This is a genomic window from Pseudomonas sp. P1_F7, from assembly GCF_056405655.1.
Window position 1 is genome coordinate 246,793 of the sequence record NZ_JBFUBR010000013.1, and the last position, 17,725, is coordinate 264,517.

21 protein-coding genes and 1 pseudogene are annotated in these 17,725 nt (G+C 59.6%); 12 read left to right on the forward strand and 10 right to left on the reverse strand.

All coding sequences use genetic code 11. The annotated features are described in order from the left end of the window. Window positions 1-33 precede the first annotated feature (33 nt). Both AC1D1M_RS20605 and AC1D1M_RS20610 read right to left on the reverse strand, forming a co-directional pair. Window positions 34-294 (reverse strand): putative signal transducing protein, encoded by a 261-nt coding sequence (locus AC1D1M_RS20605; protein ID WP_015096800.1) that lies wholly within the window; start codon window positions 292-294, stop codon window positions 34-36. A gap of 9 nt (window positions 295-303) precedes the next feature. Beyond that, a complete protein-coding gene (locus AC1D1M_RS20610) occupies window positions 304-486 on the reverse strand; it encodes a CPXCG motif-containing cysteine-rich protein (RefSeq protein ID WP_085715945.1) in 183 nt (60 codons plus the stop codon). A 139-nt stretch (window positions 487-625) separates the two neighbouring features. On the opposite strand from AC1D1M_RS20610, the gene AC1D1M_RS20615 reads away from it, so the two are divergent. Then, on the forward strand, window positions 626-1,792 hold the full coding sequence (locus AC1D1M_RS20615; protein ID WP_477777034.1) for a 1-acyl-sn-glycerol-3-phosphate acyltransferase: 1,167 nt from the start codon (window positions 626-628) through the stop codon (window positions 1,790-1,792). A 151-nt stretch (window positions 1,793-1,943) separates the two neighbouring features. Here AC1D1M_RS20615 and AC1D1M_RS20620 read toward each other — a convergent pair whose 3' ends face one another. Continuing rightward, complete coding sequence (locus AC1D1M_RS20620; protein ID WP_477777035.1) at window positions 1,944-2,222, reverse strand: hypothetical protein; 279 nt, start codon at window positions 2,220-2,222, stop codon at window positions 1,944-1,946. Window positions 2,223-2,411: 189 nt separating this feature from the next. On the opposite strand from AC1D1M_RS20620, the gene AC1D1M_RS20625 reads away from it, so the two are divergent. Then, window positions 2,412-2,618, forward strand: a complete 207-nt coding sequence (locus AC1D1M_RS20625; RefSeq protein WP_477777076.1) for a hypothetical protein — start codon at window positions 2,412-2,414, stop codon at window positions 2,616-2,618. Window positions 2,619-2,642: 24 nt separating this feature from the next. On the opposite strand, the gene AC1D1M_RS20630 is transcribed toward AC1D1M_RS20625, so the two are convergent. Next, a complete protein-coding gene (locus tag AC1D1M_RS20630) occupies window positions 2,643-3,227 on the reverse strand; it encodes a YajG family lipoprotein (protein WP_007973847.1) in 585 nt (194 codons plus the stop codon). Window positions 3,228-3,432: 205 nt separating this feature from the next. Here AC1D1M_RS20630 and AC1D1M_RS20635 point away from each other — a divergent pair, with 205 nt between their 5' ends. Together AC1D1M_RS20635 and mqo are read left to right on the forward strand one after the other, a co-directional pair. Beyond that, window positions 3,433-3,672 (forward strand): hypothetical protein, encoded by a 240-nt coding sequence (locus AC1D1M_RS20635; protein ID WP_116264370.1) that lies wholly within the window; start codon window positions 3,433-3,435, stop codon window positions 3,670-3,672. 737 nt (window positions 3,673-4,409) lie between these two features. After that, on the forward strand, window positions 4,410-5,918 hold the full coding sequence (mqo, locus tag AC1D1M_RS20640) for a malate dehydrogenase (quinone) (protein WP_477777036.1): 1,509 nt from the start codon (window positions 4,410-4,412) through the stop codon (window positions 5,916-5,918). A gap of 142 nt (window positions 5,919-6,060) precedes the next feature. Here the strand turns inward: mqo and AC1D1M_RS20645 are convergent, their stop codons facing one another. The 4 genes from AC1D1M_RS20645 to AC1D1M_RS20660 all read right to left on the reverse strand — a co-directional run bounded on the left by AC1D1M_RS20645 (window position 6,061) and on the right by AC1D1M_RS20660 (window position 7,965). After that, the gene (locus tag AC1D1M_RS20645; protein ID WP_015096805.1) at window positions 6,061-6,348 is read right to left on the reverse strand and encodes a PA4642 family protein; all 288 of its coding nucleotides are present in this window, start codon (window positions 6,346-6,348) and stop codon (window positions 6,061-6,063) included. A gap of 62 nt (window positions 6,349-6,410) precedes the next feature. Continuing rightward, complete coding sequence (locus AC1D1M_RS20650; RefSeq protein WP_108214879.1) at window positions 6,411-6,896, reverse strand: hypothetical protein; 486 nt, start codon at window positions 6,894-6,896, stop codon at window positions 6,411-6,413. 34 nt (window positions 6,897-6,930) lie between these two features. After that, window positions 6,931-7,404 carry a WbuC family cupin fold metalloprotein gene (locus AC1D1M_RS20655; RefSeq protein ID WP_477777037.1) on the reverse strand — a complete coding sequence of 158 codons (474 nt, stop codon included), beginning with the start codon at window positions 7,402-7,404 and terminating at the stop codon, window positions 6,931-6,933. 3 nt (window positions 7,405-7,407) lie between these two features. Further along, a complete protein-coding gene (locus AC1D1M_RS20660) occupies window positions 7,408-7,965 on the reverse strand; it encodes a hypoxanthine-guanine phosphoribosyltransferase (protein ID WP_007981338.1) in 558 nt (185 codons plus the stop codon). A 176-nt stretch (window positions 7,966-8,141) separates the two neighbouring features. On the opposite strand from AC1D1M_RS20660, the gene upp reads away from it, so the two are divergent. Together upp and AC1D1M_RS20670 are read left to right on the forward strand one after the other, a co-directional pair. Further along, a complete protein-coding gene (gene upp, locus AC1D1M_RS20665; RefSeq protein ID WP_102671705.1) occupies window positions 8,142-8,780 on the forward strand; it encodes a uracil phosphoribosyltransferase in 639 nt (212 codons plus the stop codon). 2 nt (window positions 8,781-8,782) lie between these two features. Then, window positions 8,783-10,057 carry a uracil-xanthine permease family protein gene (locus tag AC1D1M_RS20670; protein ID WP_057713328.1) on the forward strand — a complete coding sequence of 425 codons (1,275 nt, stop codon included), beginning with the start codon at window positions 8,783-8,785 and terminating at the stop codon, window positions 10,055-10,057. 103 nt (window positions 10,058-10,160) lie between these two features. Here AC1D1M_RS20670 and hemH read toward each other — a convergent pair whose 3' ends face one another. Continuing rightward, window positions 10,161-11,183 carry a ferrochelatase gene (gene hemH, locus AC1D1M_RS20675; protein WP_477777038.1) on the reverse strand — a complete coding sequence of 341 codons (1,023 nt, stop codon included), beginning with the start codon at window positions 11,181-11,183 and terminating at the stop codon, window positions 10,161-10,163. A 13-nt stretch (window positions 11,184-11,196) separates the two neighbouring features. After that, window positions 11,197-12,099 carry a TIGR01777 family oxidoreductase gene (locus tag AC1D1M_RS20680; protein WP_477777039.1) on the reverse strand — a complete coding sequence of 301 codons (903 nt, stop codon included), beginning with the start codon at window positions 12,097-12,099 and terminating at the stop codon, window positions 11,197-11,199. A 196-nt stretch (window positions 12,100-12,295) separates the two neighbouring features. Between AC1D1M_RS20680 and AC1D1M_RS20685 the strand changes: the two genes are divergently transcribed. From AC1D1M_RS20685 to AC1D1M_RS20710, 6 genes and pseudogenes are all read left to right on the forward strand, one after another. Beyond that, window positions 12,296-13,282, forward strand: a complete 987-nt coding sequence (locus AC1D1M_RS20685) for an NAD(P)/FAD-dependent oxidoreductase (protein WP_477777040.1) — start codon at window positions 12,296-12,298, stop codon at window positions 13,280-13,282. Window positions 13,283-13,484: 202 nt separating this feature from the next. Then, window positions 13,485-14,021: pseudogene (locus tag AC1D1M_RS20690) on the forward strand (YbgA family protein); the annotation flags it as partial. After that, complete coding sequence (locus AC1D1M_RS20695; protein ID WP_477777041.1) at window positions 14,021-14,962, forward strand: MerR family transcriptional regulator; 942 nt, start codon at window positions 14,021-14,023, stop codon at window positions 14,960-14,962. The pseudogene AC1D1M_RS20690 and the gene AC1D1M_RS20695, both read left to right, overlap by 1 nt. Before the next feature lie 21 nt (window positions 14,963-14,983). Further along, window positions 14,984-16,426, forward strand: a complete 1,443-nt coding sequence (phrB, locus tag AC1D1M_RS20700) for a deoxyribodipyrimidine photo-lyase (protein WP_477777042.1) — start codon at window positions 14,984-14,986, stop codon at window positions 16,424-16,426. Between the two features lie 64 nt (window positions 16,427-16,490). Next, entirely contained in the window at window positions 16,491-17,273 is a 783-nt protein-coding gene (locus tag AC1D1M_RS20705) for an SDR family NAD(P)-dependent oxidoreductase (protein ID WP_477777043.1), read from the forward strand. A 99-nt stretch (window positions 17,274-17,372) separates the two neighbouring features. After that, window positions 17,373-17,678: a YkgJ family cysteine cluster protein gene (locus AC1D1M_RS20710; RefSeq protein WP_007981864.1), complete on the forward strand. Its 306-nt coding sequence runs from the start codon at window positions 17,373-17,375 to the stop codon at window positions 17,676-17,678. Window positions 17,679-17,725 lie beyond the last annotated feature (47 nt).

Sequence of the window (17,725 nt, forward strand, 5' to 3'; positions counted from 1 at the left end):
GGTAACACGGCTCTTGATCAAACGAACGCCAGCCTAACAGACCAGCGTGCCGGGAAAGCTGTCCGGTTCATCGCCGGACAGCGGCAGCGCGGCATTGTACGCGGTGATCAACTCGCGGGCGTACTCAGCCTGATCGTTCTCGACCGACAGCCCGAGCAGGCCATAGATCGGCAACTCGCCGGAGCCGCCGAGCAAATCACGGCCCACCAGATGCGACTCGATACCCTCGCTGGCGAGCATGCCTTGCAGCAACTCGCCCTCCATCAGGTTTTCCGGATCGTAGATGCGCTGCATACACGCTCCTCACTCGTTTTCGCTGAACACTTCGAGATGCCATTCCTCTCCATGAACTTGCAACACGAAGGTTATCGGCCGGCAACACACCTGACAGTCTTCAATATAGGTCTGATCGCCGCCGGACAAATCCAGAGTAGTCTCTACTTCCTCACCACAATACGGACATTCATACAGCGCGTTTTCCAGCATCGCGGTCTCCCAGGTGACTTGTGCGTATAATCGCCGGTCTATTTGCAGGGCTATTTTTGTCTGGCTACTTTTTCAGACCGTGCCCCGCCGGTTTTCGATCAAAACCTTTACTTACCCTAGCCGTTTCTAACAAGAGAGCATGATGGGCGAATTCGATGCCATCCGACCTTACGACGACAGTGAAGTCCCGGCAGTGCTGGCACGACTGCTCGGCGACAAGGCGTTTCTAGATATCCTCACCCACTTCCGCTTTCCGCGTTTTGCTGGCTCTTTAGGCTGGGCGCTCAAACCTCTTATAGCCCATCGGTTGCGCCGTGAGTTTGCCGGCATTAACTCCGTGGCCACGTTACAGGACAAAGTCGAGGTTTACGTCGACCACACCATCGAGCGTGCCACCGACGGTGTCACCTATACCGGGGTGGAGCAGTTCAAGTCCGGCAGTGCCTACCTGTTTATCGCCAACCACCGCGATATAGTGATGGACCCGGCCTTCGTCAACTATGCCGTGTACCACGCCGGCCTGCCGACGCCACGCATCGCCATTGGCGACAACCTGCTGCAAAAGCCTTTCGTCAGCGACCTGATGCGCCTGAACAAGAGCTTCATCGTGCACCGCTCGATCAGCGGACGCCGGGAAAAAATGGCGGCCTATCAATTGCTGTCGGCGTACATCAACCATTCGATCCGCAACGATTGCGCTTCGATCTGGATTGCCCAGGCCGAAGGCCGCGCCAAGGACGGTGACGACCGTACCGAATCGGCGATCCTCAAGATGTTTCACATGAGCCGCAAGGACGAGCCGTTCGGTGAAGTCATTCAGTCACTGAACCTGACCCCGGTGTCGATCAGCTACGAATACGACCCGTGCGACCAGGCCAAGGCCCGCGAGCTTTACATCCGCGCCACCACCGGCAGCTACACCAAGGTTCCGGGCGAGGATGACGTGAGCATCGCCAAGGGCATCACCGGCTACAAGGGCCGGGTGCATGTGAACTTTGCCGCACCGATCACAGAACTGTTCGAAGACACCAAGCAGTTGGCGGTCGAGATGGACAGGCAAATCCTCAGCGGATACCGCTTGTTCCCGGTGCATTACCTGGCTTACGCGCAGTGGAAAGACGCCGATCCGCAGTTGCAGGTGCCGAAAGCCGCCGAAGTGTTCCCGGCCGAGGAACTGGCCAAGGCCCAGGAAGAATGGCAACGCCGCCTGGACGCCTGCCCTGAGGAGCATCGTCCATTCCTGGTGCTGCAATATGCGACGCCGGTACGCAATCAGTACCGGGTGAAGGCAGGGTTGCCGCTGTAAGCGGTTTCGGCTGGATACGAGAACGGCGCCTTCGGGCGCCGTTTTTCTTTAGATCAAGATCAAAAGATCGCAGCCGTCGGCAGCTCCTACACAGGATTGATGTACACCCGTAGGAGCTGCCGAAGGCTGCGATCTTTTACTTTGAAATGGTTCAGACCTGAGTGCTGATCCACGACACCAGCAACGCCATCCCCATGCAGGCAAAGCCGAAGATGTAGAAAAACCGGTTCGTGCGCAAGGTCGCCCAGCCCAGCGTAGGCTCTACTTTGGAACTACTCTGGCGCTGCGCCTGCAAACTGGCCATCGCGCGCAGTTCGCGACGACGGGTAGTGTGCAGCAACCAGCCGCCCGGGAAGGCAAAGAGCAAGGCCAGCAGATTGATCAATTTGGCGGGATGGGCAGTAAACAGCGTCATCAAGTGCAGCGACATCACAAACCTCAAGTCAAACAGGTGGCAGCTGCCGACCGGCGACCGCGGCGCGAATTCTACCGAAAGCCTGCGCGCCTGCCCTCTGTTTCCGACAAATAACGAAGCAATTGATCAATGGCTGTCCTGAGTCACGGCTTCGTCATCTGTATCGGCGACCATGCGCGTCTCGAAACCGACACGGACCACGTCATGCTCCACGCCGAAAACCAGGATCGTCTTTACCTCATCTCCCCCAGCGAAGAGCAACAAGCCCTCGTCGGCAGTCTCGCCTTCAACGTGCAGGACCGCCATTGGCTGGTGTATTGCGCCTTGGGCGGGCATCAACATGCGGATTTGCCGGAAACGGATTTGCTCACTGGTGTGAGTGTGCTGGATTTTTACTCGCAAGCCGCCTGACGATATCTTCCTACATGGCTCGCATTACTCGCCGAGAATCTGACCCACGGTCGGATCCTTGAACAGGCGGGTCAACGCATCACTGAGCACATCGCTGACCAGCTTGGTGTTGGTTTCCTGATTCGGCGCCATACCGAAGCGCTGGTCCAGGGACGAACCATAACGGCCGCTGTAGCGACGGTTGGCGTTCTGTACATCGGAGCGGAACGTCGCGCCGATGGTGGCTTCGGTCACGTACATGCCTTCCTTGGGCGACTGGTACTTCAACTCTGCCAGGGTCACGGTCAGTTGCGGTGCATTCATGGCATTGTTCGTTGGGGTGAAGCCCAACAGACGCACGGCGGCTTCAGCCTGGGCCTGCAGCTTCGGCAGGATCTGCGCACCCTGCACGGTGATCGCGCTGGTCTCCGGGTACAGGCCACCACGGGTGCCCAGTGTCGGCGACGGACGACCGTCCACTACACGTACCACGACAGGCTGGCCATGGCCGACCGGGGCCAATTGGGCGGTCAGCTTGGGTTCCGGGCTCAGTTGTTGCGGGCTGTGGGCGCAGCCAACCAGGGTCAAACTGGTCACAGTGATCAAACCGAACAACAGGCGTTGCAACATGCTCTTCTCTCCAGAATCAGGCACAAACAGGCCGGCAGTATAGCGGTGCGCCACTGCGGGGAACCAGCACCGCACAGTGTTTGATGAATTCTCTGACAACTCCTCGGGAATGCGGTTCCTGTCACATAGATGTCACCACTCATACACTTGCACGTAATGGCTTGCGATTATCGTTTTCTTCAGAAAACCAACAAGGTACTCCACCATGCGCCATCTGATCTCTCTGTTCGCGCCACGCCCACTGCATCGCTGCTTCGCCCTGCTCGACCGCAATGGCCACTGCCAGGCCTTCAAACAATGCAGCCTCCAGCCCATGGGCGATGGCTGGGTTGAAATCGAAGAGATCCGCCTGAACTGGCTGAATCAGCCGCTACCGGCCGGCGCTCGTGTCGTTTCGCAGCAGCAACAGCCACGCTCGCGTGCACAGCAACTGATGACGACCTGACCAAACACCTAATAAAAGTCATTAAACACGACCATTTCCCTGCGTTTCTTAGATACAATCTCCCCCCGATTATAAGGACGTCTCCTGATCGGGCCTCGCAGCATCGTCAATGCGCTTGTATTGACACCCCGCACCGCCCACAGAGAGCCGCCCACACAGATCGAGTGAAGCTGGCGCGCTTGCTGTTTTGTTGAGCAAAACCTCCACTTTTCGCGAATCTGCAGAGCTGTCATTACGCTCGGTCACTGAGCTGTTTGCCCGTTTTGCCTGCCCTGTATCCCATGGCGGTAATCCATCCGGGCACGGTGCCAGGCTGGGACAGCCCTTTTTGAGGTTCACGTCTTCAAAAGAGCGTGAAAAAAACGGGTTTTCACAACTTCACAAGAGTGTGGCGAGCAAATGAATAGTTTTGCGTCTGAACATGCACCATTAGCGTCTACAACAGCCCAACGACACAGGACCGAGTATTCCTCGAACACCGGAGCCTGAAGCCTGTCCGCTACGGATTTGGTTGCACAAACGGATGTATCGACCATAAGTCGAATTGCCTCCCGCGCGCTGAAATGAGTTCATATGGCTCATAGGCCCGGCAGGTAGCGTCCGTCGAAGTTGCGATAAATTACGAAGATTCGGACATGGCGATCCTGCCATGGGTACCTGGGGCAACACTGACACGCCCCGTCACTCCTGGCAGCCATGCCGACAATTTGGTGCTGCAGATTTTGGAGACGCGTTAAATGGCGCATAACGAAGCAGTCGACGTAGTACTGGTTGGGGCCGGCATCATGAGTGCCACCCTTGCAGTACTGCTCAAAGAGCTCGACCCCGCGATCAAGCTGGAAGTCGTCGAGCTGATGGATTCCGGTGCCGCGGAGAGTTCCAACCCGTGGAACAACGCCGGTACCGGTCACGCCGGGCTGTGTGAGCTCAACTACACGCCGCAGGCCGCCAATGGCGCCGTCGACATCAAGAAAGCCGTGCACATCAACACCCAGTTCGAGGTGTCGAAGCAGTTCTGGTCGTACCTGACCAAAAAAGGCACGTTCGGCTCGTGCAAATCGTTTATCAGCCCGGTGCCACACCTGAGTTTCGTGCAGGGCGACAGCGGCGTGTCCTTCCTCAAGGAACGCTTCAAGGTGCTGAGCAAGCACCACGCCTTCGCCGACATGGAATACACCGAAGACAAGGCCAAGATGGCCGAGTGGATGCCGTTGATGATGCCTGGCCGCGATCCTGGCGAAACCCTCGCCGCGACCCGCGTGATCAACGGCACCGACGTCAACTTTGGCGCCCTGACCAACCAGTTGCTCAAGCACCTGACCAGCGCACCCGACGCCCAGGTCAAGTACTGCAAGCGCGTGACCGGCCTCAAGCGTAGCAATGGCGGCTGGACCGTCAGCATCAAGGACGTCAACAGCGGCAACACCCGTGAAGTCGACGCCAAATTCGTCTTCCTCGGCGCTGGCGGCGCGGCACTGCCGTTGCTGCAGGCTTCGGGCATCGAAGAAAGCAAAGGCTTCGGCGGCTTCCCGATCAGCGGCCAGTGGCTGCGTTGCGACAACCCGGAAGTGGTCAAGCACCACCAGGCCAAGGTCTACAGCCAGGCTGCCGTGGGTTCGCCGCCAATGTCCGTGCCGCACCTGGACACCCGCGTGGTCGAAGGCAAGAAGTCCCTGCTGTTCGGACCATACGCCGGCTTCACCACCAAGTTCCTCAAGCACGGTTCCTTCATGGACCTGCCGATGTCGGTTCGTGCCGGCAACATCGGTCCGATGCTGTCCGTGGCGAAAAACAACATGGACCTGACCAAGTACCTGGTCAGCGAAGTGATGCAGTCGATGGAGCAGCGCCTGGAATCCCTGCGTCGCTTCTACCCGCAAGCGAAAGCCGAAGACTGGCGCCTGGAAGTGGCCGGCCAACGGGTGCAGATCATCAAGAAAGACCCGAAAAAAGGCGGCATCCTGCAATTCGGTACCGAACTGGTCGCGGCCAAGGACGGTTCCCTGGCGGCACTGCTCGGCGCTTCGCCAGGTGCTTCGGTGACCGTTTCGATCATGCTTGAGCTGATCGAAAAATGCTTCCCGAGCCAAGCAATAGGCGAATGGGCCACCAAACTGGCCGAAATCTTCCCGGCCCGGGAAAAGGTTCTGGAAACCGACGCTACGCTGTATCGCAAGATCAACGCGCAGAACAACGTTGCCCTGGAACTGGTTGAAGCCAGCAGCGAGACCGAAAGCTACGCTTGATTCGGCCTTATAAAAAACGCCCCGTTCTCACTGAGAGCGGGGCGTTTTTTTATGCCTTTATAAGATCGCAGCCTTCGGCAGCTCCTACAGGAGGTACGCCGTTCCAAAGTAGGAGCTGCCGAAGGCTGCGATCTTTTGATTTTTAACCGCGAGCTTTTTCGATCAGCTCGATGTAATCCGGCGCATTGCGCTGATCCTTGATCAGGGCAACAAAGTCATTGCCGTGCTCATCCTTGCCATTCACGTCGTAACCCGCTTCGACGAAGAACGTCAGGAAACGCTCGAAATCGTCGATACGCAGGCCACGGTAGGCCTTGACCAGTTTGTGCAGGGACGGAGAAGTCGCGTCGACCGGTTCGAAATCGAGGAACAACTTGATCTGCTCATCGCCGATCTCGTCACCAATCACTTGTTTTTTATCTTTACGCATTGCCGACTCCAGCTCGCAGACATTACACGGGCGGGCAGTTTACCCCTGCGCAGGCACAGGGCTCAACGCGGACGAGTGCTGCCGGTGTGCAGATCGGCCCAGACATGGCCATTGGCGTAGCTGAGAAACTGGCAATACACCGTGTCATTGCGCAGCAAGTCGATCACTACCCGGTATTGAGCGAGCGGGTAATAGAGGGTCAGGGTTTTGCTCTTGTCGTCGTAGACCGGCTTCTTCAGGCTTTTGCTTTCACCATCGAAGTTGACCAGCACCTGACTGATGGTGGCGCCCTTGTTCAGGGATTTGCCCTTGAGACGAATCATCAGTGGCGACGTGACCGGAATCGGCTGTTGGTTGGATTGACGCTGAGCGCCGACCACCACCGAATAATCGGTGACCTGCATCAGTTGCTGCTGTTCGGGATCAGCATCGCGCAGAGTGAGATCGTCCGGCGGCAGAAATTGACTGTGCATGGGCGCAGGTGCGGCAGCCAGAGGCAGGCTGAGGGTCAGCAACAAGGCGGCGCAACAGCGGATCGAACGGCTCATGACAGGCTCCGGAGGGCGGGTTACAAAAAGCGCATCAGTCGAACTGCGCGCGCATCCAGGCCTGATACTCGGCAACACCGGGCTCGCCTTCGCGCGGCGCCCAATGCGCCAGCTCACCTTCACCGACCGGACGGTAAGGGCCAGCCTTGCATTCGAACATCAGGCTGTCGGCCTCCAGCACCACCACACCGTGGAACACACCGGTTGGCAGGTCCACGCCAACACAATCGCCACCGGCCTGAAGCACGGTCTTGCTCAGCACCGTACCGGTCTCATCGAAGATCAACACGCCCAGCCGGCCCTTGAGGACCAACAGGGTTTCGGCCTTGTTGTCGCCCAAATGCCGGTGAGGCGGGATATACGTGAACGGCTGCAACCCCACCGCCATGCGATGGCAAGCGTCTTCCATCTGATGGAAGTTGTGATGCTGGCGCCCACGAGGGTTGGCCGCGGCTTTCCCGGCCAGCTCGGCGAACAAGGTCTGATCCAGAAAGCGAGGCGTATCCATGTCTTACATTCCTTTAACGGCGAAAATTCCGTTGGCGTTACGCCAGTAGCCTTTGTAGTCCATGCCGTAACCGAAGATGTAGCGATCGATGCACGGCAGACCGACGAAATCGGCCTTGAGGTCCGGACGGGCCTTGCGGTCGTGGTCTTTGTCGATCAGCACGGCAGTGTGCACTTTACGTGCGCCAGCATGTTTGCAGAAGTCGATAATCGCGCCCAGGGTGTGACCTTCGTCGAGGATGTCGTCGATGATCAGCACATCACGGTCGATGAAGGAAACTTCCGGCTTGGCTTTCCAGAACAGGTCGCCGCCGCTGGTTTCGTTGCGATAGCGAGTAGCGTGCAGGTAGGACGCTTCCAGCGGGAACTGCAGATAAGTCAGCAGCTTGCCGGAGAAAATCAGCCCGCCGTTCATCACGCAGAACACCACCGGGTTGCTGTCGGCCATTTGCTCGTTGATTTGTGCACCGACGCGGGCGATGGCCGCCTCGACTTCAGCTTCGGTGTACAGGCAGTCAGCCTCTCGCATGATTTGACGGATATGCTCGAGATCAGCGGACATGGCGCTCTCCAGGGGGTTTGAGGGGGAGGGACGGATTCGGAAAAGCGGGCAAAGGTACGCATCCCGCACGGCCAGATCAAGCGTTTGTGGACTAACGTACTGTATGTCTATAGGACAACACCCTCGGATAGATTAATCTAGGCCGGTTTTTTTGCCCGCCGCCGGAGCCTTTCCCCATGCCCATCCATGAGATCCGCCACCCGCTGATCCGTCATAAACTTGGCCTTATGCGCCGCGCAGACATCAGCACGAAGAATTTCCGTGAGCTCGCTCAGGAAGTCGGCGCCCTGCTGACCTATGAAGCTACCAAAGACCTGCCGCTGGAATCCTACGATATCGAAGGCTGGTGCGGCACCGTATCGGTCGAGAAAATCGCCGGCAAGAAAATCACCGTGGTACCGATTCTGCGTGCCGGCATCGGCATGCTCGAAGGCGTGCTCAGCCTGATCCCGGGCGCCAAGGTCAGCGCCGTGGGCGTGGCCCGCAACGAGGAAACCCTCGAAGCCCACACCTACCTCGAGAAGCTGGTGCCGGAAATCGACGAACGCCTGGCCATGATCATCGACCCGATGCTCGCCACCGGCGGCTCGATGGTTGCCACCATCGACCTACTGAAAAAAGCCGGCTGCAAGGACATCCGCGCCATGGTGCTGGTCGCCGCGCCAGAAGGCATCGCCGTGGTCGAGAAAGCTCACCCGGACGTGATCATCTACACCGCTTCCATTGATCAAAAACTGAACGAACACGGCTACATCATCCCAGGGCTGGGCGATGCCGGTGACAAGATCTTCGGCACCAAGCAGAAGGACGCGTGACCATGCAGCAAGAGTTCAACGATCCGCTCTGGCGCACAGTGCTGTCGGGTGCACAGATGCTGTTCGTGGCCTTCGGCGCCCTGGTGTTGATGCCGCTGATCACCGGCCTCGACCCGAACGTGGCGCTGTTCACGGCCGGCCTGGGGACGATCCTGTTCCAGATCGTCACCGGGCGTCAGGTGCCGGTGTTCCTGGCATCGAGCTTTGCCTTCATCACCCCGATCATTCTCGCCAAGGGCCAGTTTGGCCTCGCCGCGACCATGGGCGGTGTGATGGCGGCGGGTTTCGTCTACACCTTCCTCGGCCTCGCGGTGAAGATCAAAGGCACCGGTTTCATCGACCGCCTGCTGCCGCCGGTAGTGATCGGACCCGTGATCATCTCGATCGGCCTGGCCATGGCGCCGATTGCCGCCAACATGGCCATGGGCAAGGCCGGTGACGGCAGCGAGCTGATTCATTACCAGACGGCAATGATGATCTCGATGCCCGCGCTGCTGACCACGCTGATCGTTGCGGTTTTCGGCAAGGGCATCTTCCGCCTGGTACCGATCATCTCCGGCGTGCTGGTGGGCTTTGGCATGGCGTTCTACTTCGGCGTGGTCGACACGGCGAAGATTGCAGCGGCACCATGGTTCGCCATCCCACACTTCACCGCGCCGGAATTCAACTGGCAGGCGATTCTGTTCATCGTTCCGGTAGCCCTGGCCCCGGCCATCGAACACATCGGCGGCGTGATTGCCGTGGGTAGCGTGACCGGCCGTGATTACCTGAAGAAGCCTGGCCTGCACCGCACCCTGCTCGGCGACGGCATTGCCACCACGGCGGCCGGTCTGTTCGGCGGCCCGCCCAACACCACCTACGCCGAAGTGACCGGCGCGGTCATGCTGACCAAGAACTACAACCCGAAAATCATGACCTGGGCGGCGATCTTCGCCATCAGCCTGGCGTTCATCGGCAAGTTCGGCGCACTGCTGCAAAGCATTCCCGTACCGGTGATGGGCGGGATTCTGTGCCTGTTGTTCGGTTCGATTGCGGCGGTGGGGATGAACACGCTGATCCGCCACAAAATCGATCTGGGCGAGGCGCGCAATCTGGTGATTGTGTCGGTGACCCTGGTGTTCGGGATCGGCGGCGTGCTGATCGGCACCGGCACCGGGCCGGACGATTTCGGCCTCAAAGGCATCGCGCTGTGCGCGGTGGTGGCGATTGGCTTGAACCTGATCCTGCCTGGCAACGACAGCTGGAAGCACAAGAAGGCGAATGAGCCGCTGATCTAACGGCTTGAGATACTTGTAGTCTGCCAGATAGCTATCGCGAGCAAGCTCGCTCCCACAATTTGGAATGTATTTCCCTGTGGGAGCGAGCCTGCTCGCGAAGCTTTTAAAGTGTCAACGGCGCCCTTTCGCACAACACACTCAACGCCCGCGCCCAATGCGGATCATCGTTGAGGCACGGCACCAGCACCAGGTCCTCGCCCCCCGCGGCGCGGAATTGCTCCTTCCCGCGATCTCCGATCTCTTCCAGCGTCTCGATGCAATCGGCAACGAACGCCGGGCACATCACCAGAACCTTTTTCACCCCGCTTTTGGCCAATTCATCGAGGCGTGCTTCGGTGTAGGGTTCGATCCATTTGGCGCGCCCCAGACGCGACTGGAACGACACCGACCACTTGCCCTCCGGCAACCCCATGCGCTTGGCAAACTCTGCCGCCGTACGCAGGCACTGGCCGCGATAACAGGTGGCGACCACTTCCGGCGGCGCCCCAGCGCAGCAATCACCGCCGCCCTCGAAGCTGTGACCGGGGTTGAGCTTCTTCAGATGCCGTTCCGGTAATCCATGAAAACTCATCAGCAAGTGATCGAAGCCCTGCTGCAAATGCGGCCGGGTCGTGGCCACTAGCGCATCGAGGTACTCTGGTTGATCGTAAAAAGGCTGGAGCACCGACAGCTGCACGTCGAGGTTTTTCTCGCGCACCACACGTTTGGCTTCCGCGATGACCGTGGTGGTGGTGCTGTCGGCAAACTGTGGATATAGCGGCGCCAACGTGATTCGCTTGTGCCCCGCGGCGGCCATGCGCACCAGCGTCGATTCGATCGATGGCTCGCCGTAACGCATGGCCAGTTCGACTGGGCCGTGGTGCCACTGGGCGGTCATGGCTTGTTGCAGACGACGGCTGAGCACCACCAGCGGCGAGCCCTCGTCCCACCAGATCGAGGCATAAGCATGGGCCGACTGCTCGGGACGCTTGATCAGGATCAGCGACACCAGCAGACGTCGAACCGGCCATGGCAGGTCGATCACGTACGGGTCCATCAGAAATTGATTGAGGTAGCTGCGCACATCCGCCACCGAGGTGGAGGCAGGTGAACCCAGGTTGACCAGAAGCAACGCGTGATCGGTCATGCAACGTCCTATTTCAAAGGCGACCGGACAGATCGTCCAGAGCCGCGCGCAAATCCGTGAACTTAAAAGTGAAACCAGCCTGTAACAAACGCACCGGAGTGGCCCGTTGGCCGCCCAACAACAACAGCGACAACTCGCCCAGCCCCACCTTCAATGCGAAGGCCGGCATTGGCATGAAGGTCGGGCGATGCAGTACGCCACCCAGCGCCGTGGCAAACTCGCGGTTGCGCACCGGTTTGGGCGCGCACGCATTATAAGGACCACTGGCCTCGTTGCGATGCAGAAGAAAATCAATCAGGGCGATTTGATCGTTGATATGAATCCACGGCATCCACTGCCGGCCATTGCCGATCGGCCCTCCCAGGCCCAGTTTGAACGGCAGTAACAGCCGCGACAAAAAGCCGCCCTCGGCCGACAGCACCAACCCGGTACGAATGAAAATGACGCGAATGCCCAGCGCTTCGGCCCGCTGTGCAGTCTCTTCCCAGGCGATGCATAACTGGCTGGCGAAGTCTTCGCTGATCGGCGCCGAATCCTCGGTCAGTTCACGCTCGCCGCCGTCGCCATACCAGCCGACAGCCGAACCGGAAATCAGGACCCGGGGTTTCTGCTCGCGACTTTCGAGCCACGCCAGCAGGGTTTCGGTGAGCGTGATGCGGCTGCTCCACAACAAGGCTTTACGCTTGTGCGTCCAGGGTCGGTCGGCAATCGGCGCTCCGGCCAAATTGACGATCGCATCCACCGGCTCCTGCCCCAGATCCTCCAATCGAGCAATTCCACGCACCTGGGCACCACATATTTTTGCGACTTTTTCAGGCTGGCGACTCCAGACTGTCAGGCGATATCCCTGACCCGACCAGTGCCGGCAAAGCTGACGTCCTATCAAACCAGTACCGCCGGTCAGCAATATGTGCATGACTTCTTCCTCGCGTGGCGTTTTACCCTGTCCATTAGTCTATTTTTATAAGCAGGGATCTTTGGTATCGAGCAGGCTCTATGTTTAACAATAGGCCAAGCTGTCAGAACGAGAACGCTAAAAGCTATACCAAAAAACAATATTGTACAGGTTTGAACCCCGGCGTAGTCTGTACAGAAAGGTAAACGAGGCCCCTATGACTGTACCTATCGCAATCATTGGCACCGGCATTGCCGGACTCTCCGCCGCCCAGGCCCTGACTGACCTCGGGCATGTGGTTCAACTGTTCGATAAAAGCCGCGGTAGCGGCGGGCGCATGTCGAGCAAGCGCAGCGATGCGGGGGCCCTGGACATGGGCGCGCAATATTTCACCGCCCGTGACCGGCGCTTTGTCACCGAAGTCCAGCGCTGGCAAGCCAAGGGCTGGGTCGCCGAGTGGACGCCGCAGCTGTACACCTACCATGGCGGCCAGCTCAACTTGTCGCCGGACGAGCAGACCCGCTGGGTCGGCACGCCCCGCATGAGCGCCATCACCCGCGCCCTGCTCGGTGACCTTGAAGTGCATTTCGCCTGCCGGATCACCGAGGTCTATCGCGGTGAAGAACACTGGCACCTGCAGGACGCCGAGGGCTTCACCCACGGACCGTTCAGCCACGTGATCATCGCCACGCCAGCCCCGCAGGCCACGGCTTTGCTGGCATCAGCGCCGAAACTCGCCGGTGCCGCCGCCGGGGTGAAAATGGACCCGACCTGGGCCATCGCCCTGGCCTTCGAAACGCCATTGGAAACGCCCATGGAAGGCTGCTTCGTCCAGGACAGCCCTCTCGACTGGCTGGCCCGCAACCGCAGTAAACCTGGGCGCGACAACATTCTCGACACCTGGGTCCTGCACGCCACCAGCGCCTGGAGTCGCCAGCACATCGACCTGTCCAAGGAAGCCGTGATCGAACAACTGCATGGCGCCTTCGCCGAACTGCTGCACGACTCCATGCCCGCGCCGAGCTTCAGCCTCGCCCACCGTTGGCTCTACGCCCGCCCCGCCAGCAGTCACGAATGGGGCACCCTGGCCGATGCCGATCTGGGGCTGTACGCCTGTGGCGACTGGTGCCTGTCCGGACGCGTCGAAGGGGCCTGGCTCAGCGGTCAGGAAGCCGCCCGCCGCTTGCATGAGCACCTGCAGTAAAGAGCATCAATCCGAGCAAATCGCTGCTGTCGCCCTGGCAGCAGCCCGCCAGAAAACCTATACATAAAATTTGACTTGTACAACTTCGAATCTATGATGAAGTTATCTTGTACAGAACCGAATGTTTGTACAGGTTCAGATTCGAGGTGCTCCGATGCCCCACGCCTCCGCCAAACCGAAAATCGCCTTCAGCGCCAGCCTGCGGCACCCGGACTTGCCGGTGGAGGAAGACGGCCGGCTCAACGATCCGGTGTTGCGGGAAAACTTCCTCACCCGCGTGTTCGTCTATAGCGCCTGGCAGCAGCTGCGCCAGGAAGGCCTGACCCGGCGCGGACTCACGGACTTTCACTCGCGCTACAAATACCTGCTGATGGCCCACAACCCGGTGCAATACAAAACCCTGGGCAACCTGCTGGGCAACATGAGCCATACCGATCCGAAGGAACTTGGCCCGCGCTATTTCAGCGAATTGATGGCGGCGTTGAAAAAATGTGCCACCCGCCGCACGCATACCAACGTCCTGCAACACCTCAGTGGCTACCTGAAACAGGCCATCAGCCACGAAGACAAGCAGGAAGTGCAACACGTGATCAGCCAGTACCGCCTGGGCATCGTGCCGCTGGTGGTGCCGCTGACGCTGCTCAAACATCACTTTCGCCAACACCCCGATCCGTACATCGCACAGCAGGTCTACCTGCAACTGCACCCGGAAAATCTCAGTCTGCGAAACGCCATCTGATGAAAAGAGCACTTGACACCAGCGCCCGCAAAGACCTCGGCGATGACTTGAAAAAGGCGTTGGACGAAGGCTGGCTGCCGATCCGTGAGGTGGCGCGGCAAACCGGCGTCAATGCCGTGACCTTGCGCGCCTGGGAGCGCCGCTATGGCCTGATCGTGCCGCAACGCACGCCCAAGGGACATCGGTTGTTCTCGACCGACCATGTACAACGCATCCAGGCCATCCTCACCTGGCTCAACCGCGGCGTTGCCGTCAGCCAGGTCAAGCATTTGCTCGACACACCGCAAGCCTTCAGCGAGTCCGTCGACAACGATTGGCACGTCTTGTTACAAATATTGCTGCAGGCGGTCAGCGGACTGCAGGAGCGCGCCCTGGATGACAGCGTCAATCAGGCCATGGCTTTGTATCCGCCGCGCACCTTGTGCGAGCAGTTGCTGATGCCCTTGCTGGCTGCTCTGGAGCACCGCTGGCAAGGCCAGTTCGGAGCGCAGATGGAACGGGGCTTTTTTTGTGCCTGGTTGCGCAGCAAATTCGGCGCACGCATCTACCATAACAATCGCCAGTTGCGCACCGCGCCGCTGCTGTTGATCAACCACTCGGACCTGCCCATGGAGCCGCATCTGTGGCTCACGGCCTGGCTGATCAGCAGCGCGGATTGCCCGGTGGAGGTCTTCGACGGGCCGCTGCCTGTCGGAGAACTGGCATTGGCGGTCGAAATGCTGCAACCCCGTGGGGTTCTGCTGTACTCCAGTAAAGCCCTGAACCTGGCGCAGCTGCCGAAACTATTGAAAGGTATCAGTTGCCCAAAAATGATTGCCGGACCAACGGTATGCATCCACCAGGCCGAGTTGTCCGCAAGTACTACCGAGATCGCTGATTTGTACCTGGCCGAAAATCCGTTGTCGGCACATCAGACACTCGTTCGGCGCGGGCTGATTTAAATGAATCACGTGGATACCAACATGCAATTGATCTGGCTGCGCAGCGACTTGCGTCTACATGACAACACCGCCCTCTCGGCCGCCGCGGCTCGCGGCCCGTGCGTGGCGGTGTATCTGCTGAGTCCGGAACAATGGCTGGAACACGACGATGCGCCCTGCAAAGTCGACTTCTGGCTGCGCAACCTGCGCGAGTTGAGCCACGAACTGGGTCAACTGAACATCCCCCTGCTGATACGCCGGGCACCTCGCTGGGAGGACACGCCAAGCGTACTGCTGAACCTGTGCCGACAGTGGCAAGTCGACGCGCTGTACCTAAACGAGGAATACGGCATCCATGAATCCCGTCGCGATGCGGCGGTCACCCGGACACTGCGGGCCGAAGGCATCGAAGTTCGCCGCTACCTCGATCAATTGCTGTTCAGGCCCGGTAGTGTGCTGACCCGGACCGGCACTTACTTTCAGGTCTTCAGCCAGTTCCGCAAAGTCTGCTACGAACGGCTGCACCACTCGCTGCCCAGCCTGGTCCGCGTGCCGCCGAAACAAGCGCCGCTGAACATTGCCAGCGATTCGATCCCCTCGAGTGTCGACGGTTTAGCAACGCCCGGGGACAACCTGCGCAGCCTGTGGCCGGCGGGTGAAGCCGAAGCCCGACGTCGCCTCGACAGCTTTAGCGATGTGCAGATCGACCACTACCAAAGCGAACGGGATTTCCCGGCCAAGCCCGGCACCAGCCAGCTCTCGGCCTATCTCGCTGCGGGAGTGATTTCTCCGCGCCAATGCCTGCACGCCGCCTTGAACAGCAATCAGGGTGAGTTCGAAAGCGGCAAGACCGGCGCCGTCACCTGGATCAACGAACTGCTATGGCGCGAGTTCTACAAACACATCCTGGTGGGCTACCCACGAGTTTCCCGGCACCGCGCGTTTCGTCCGGAAACCGAAGCGCTGGCCTGGCGTAACGCCCCCGAAGAACTGGCAGCCTGGCAACAGGCACGCACCGGCTTGCCGATCATCGACGCCGCCATGCGCCAACTGTTGGCAACCGGCTGGATGCACAACCGCCTGCGCATGGTGGTGGCAATGTTCCTGACCAAGAACCTGCTGATCGACTGGCGCGAAGGCGAACGCTTTTTCATGCGCCACCTGATCGATGGCGACCTGGCGGCGAACAATGGTGGCTGGCAGTGGAGTTCCTCCACCGGCACCGACTCGGCGCCTTACTTCCGGATTTTCAACCCGTTGAGCCAGTCGGAAAAATTCGACCCCGAAGGCCTGTTCATCAAACACTGGCTGCCGGAATTGGCCGCTCTGAGTAAAAAGGAAGTGCATAACCCGGCCAACCTCGGTGGCCTTTTCGGTGCTGTGGATTACCCGCCACCGATCGTCGACTTGAGCACATCCCGTACGCGCGCATTGACGGCGTTCAAAAACCTGCCCTCACGGCAATACGCCGCCGTTGGGTCATGATTTACCGCCACCGGGACTCGATGCCGGGGCTCCGGGCAATTGCCTGGCTGAAAAGGAGGTTGAGATGAGTCGCACACTCGCACGACGATACTGGCTGACCGGCGCCAGCAGCGGCATCGGTGCCGCCCTGGCCGAAGAAATCCTGAAAACCGGTGCGCACCTGGCCGTCAGTTCGCGCACCGTGGCACCACTGAAAGACTTGTCGCTACGCTATCCGGGACAGGTGCTGGTGGTCGCCGGAGACCTGACAAACAGCCAGACTGTGCGCGAAATCGGCGAGCAGATTGCCGAGGACTGGGGCTCGCTGGACACCGTGATACTCAACGCCGGCACCTGCGAGTACGTGGATGCCAAGCAGTTCGATGCGTCGATTGTCGAGCACGTGGTGCGCACCAACCTGTTGGCCAGCAGCTATTGCATCGACGCCGCCCTGCCTTTGCTACGGGCTGGCACTGCACCGCATATGGTGGCCATGGCCAGTACGGTGACTTACCTGCCGCTGCCCAAGGCAGAAGCGTACGGCGCCTCGAAGGCCGGGCTGCGTTACCTGTTCGAATCCCTGCGCATCGACCTGGCCCCGGAAGGCATAGAACTCACGGTGATCAGCCCCGGCTTTGTCGAAACGCCACTGACGGAGAAAAACGACTTCCCCATGCCCTTGAGCTGGCCGGTGGAGAAAGCCGCACGGCACATCTTCGAAAAACTCAAGGACCGACCGCTGGAAATCGCTTTCCCGGCGGCGTTCATGGCGGCCCTCTGGCCACTCGCCAAACGGCCGGACCAAGTGAAACTGGAGATCGGCAAACCCATGGTGCGCAACCAGCCACCGATCAAGGATCAACCGTGAAAATCGCCATCATCGGCAGCGGTATCTCGGACGTTCCGATACTTGAGCGTCCGTCAGACCTTTCACACAGCACCCGGTGACTGCCTTACACTGCGCGCCATGAAAACCATCCCCCATACGCAAATCGCGGAACCCGCAGTCACCTGCTCGACCTGCGCAGCCTGCTGCTGCCAGCTCGAAGTCATGCTGATCACCGATACGGGTGTGCCTGAACGCTTCATCGATACCGATGACTGGGGCGGGGAAGTGATGCTGCGCCTGGATGACGGCTGGTGTGCCGCGCTGGATCGCAACACGATGATGTGCACCATCTACGAAAAACGCCCGCTGATCTGCCGGGAATTCGAGATGGGCGCACCGGAGTGCATCGACGAACGCCAGGGGATTTCGACGGCGTATCGCTGAACTGGAAAACAACGTGCCCCCCTGTGGGAGCGAGCTTGCTCGCGATG

Excerpts from the sequence above, each read along its gene's own strand:
- AC1D1M_RS20605 (WP_015096800.1), bottom strand. The coding sequence starts at position 294 with ATGCAGCGCATCTACGATCCGGAAAACCTGATGGAGGGCGAGTTGCTG.
- AC1D1M_RS20610 (WP_085715945.1), bottom strand. The coding sequence starts at position 486 with ATGCTGGAAAACGCGCTGTATGAATGTCCGTATTGTGGTGAGGAAGTA.
- AC1D1M_RS20615 (WP_477777034.1), top strand. The coding sequence starts at position 626 with ATGATGGGCGAATTCGATGCCATCCGACCTTACGACGACAGTGAAGTC.
- AC1D1M_RS20620 (WP_477777035.1), bottom strand. The coding sequence starts at position 2,222 with ATGTCGCTGCACTTGATGACGCTGTTTACTGCCCATCCCGCCAAATTG.
- AC1D1M_RS20625 (WP_477777076.1), top strand. The coding sequence starts at position 2,412 with ATGCTCCACGCCGAAAACCAGGATCGTCTTTACCTCATCTCCCCCAGC.
- AC1D1M_RS20630 (WP_007973847.1), bottom strand. The coding sequence starts at position 3,227 with ATGTTGCAACGCCTGTTGTTCGGTTTGATCACTGTGACCAGTTTGACC.
- AC1D1M_RS20635 (WP_116264370.1), top strand. The coding sequence starts at position 3,433 with ATGCGCCATCTGATCTCTCTGTTCGCGCCACGCCCACTGCATCGCTGC.
- mqo (WP_477777036.1), top strand. The coding sequence starts at position 4,410 with ATGGCGCATAACGAAGCAGTCGACGTAGTACTGGTTGGGGCCGGCATC.
- AC1D1M_RS20645 (WP_015096805.1), bottom strand. The coding sequence starts at position 6,348 with ATGCGTAAAGATAAAAAACAAGTGATTGGTGACGAGATCGGCGATGAG.
- AC1D1M_RS20650 (WP_108214879.1), bottom strand. The coding sequence starts at position 6,896 with ATGAGCCGTTCGATCCGCTGTTGCGCCGCCTTGTTGCTGACCCTCAGC.
- AC1D1M_RS20655 (WP_477777037.1), bottom strand. The coding sequence starts at position 7,404 with ATGGATACGCCTCGCTTTCTGGATCAGACCTTGTTCGCCGAGCTGGCC.
- AC1D1M_RS20660 (WP_007981338.1), bottom strand. The coding sequence starts at position 7,965 with ATGTCCGCTGATCTCGAGCATATCCGTCAAATCATGCGAGAGGCTGAC.
- upp (WP_102671705.1), top strand. The coding sequence starts at position 8,142 with ATGCCCATCCATGAGATCCGCCACCCGCTGATCCGTCATAAACTTGGC.
- AC1D1M_RS20670 (WP_057713328.1), top strand. The coding sequence starts at position 8,783 with ATGCAGCAAGAGTTCAACGATCCGCTCTGGCGCACAGTGCTGTCGGGT.
- hemH (WP_477777038.1), bottom strand. The coding sequence starts at position 11,183 with ATGACCGATCACGCGTTGCTTCTGGTCAACCTGGGTTCACCTGCCTCC.
- AC1D1M_RS20680 (WP_477777039.1), bottom strand. The coding sequence starts at position 12,099 with ATGCACATATTGCTGACCGGCGGTACTGGTTTGATAGGACGTCAGCTT.
- AC1D1M_RS20685 (WP_477777040.1), top strand. The coding sequence starts at position 12,296 with ATGACTGTACCTATCGCAATCATTGGCACCGGCATTGCCGGACTCTCC.
- AC1D1M_RS20695 (WP_477777041.1), top strand. The coding sequence starts at position 14,021 with ATGAAAAGAGCACTTGACACCAGCGCCCGCAAAGACCTCGGCGATGAC.
- phrB (WP_477777042.1), top strand. The coding sequence starts at position 14,984 with ATGCAATTGATCTGGCTGCGCAGCGACTTGCGTCTACATGACAACACC.
- AC1D1M_RS20705 (WP_477777043.1), top strand. The coding sequence starts at position 16,491 with ATGAGTCGCACACTCGCACGACGATACTGGCTGACCGGCGCCAGCAGC.
- AC1D1M_RS20710 (WP_007981864.1), top strand. The coding sequence starts at position 17,373 with ATGAAAACCATCCCCCATACGCAAATCGCGGAACCCGCAGTCACCTGC.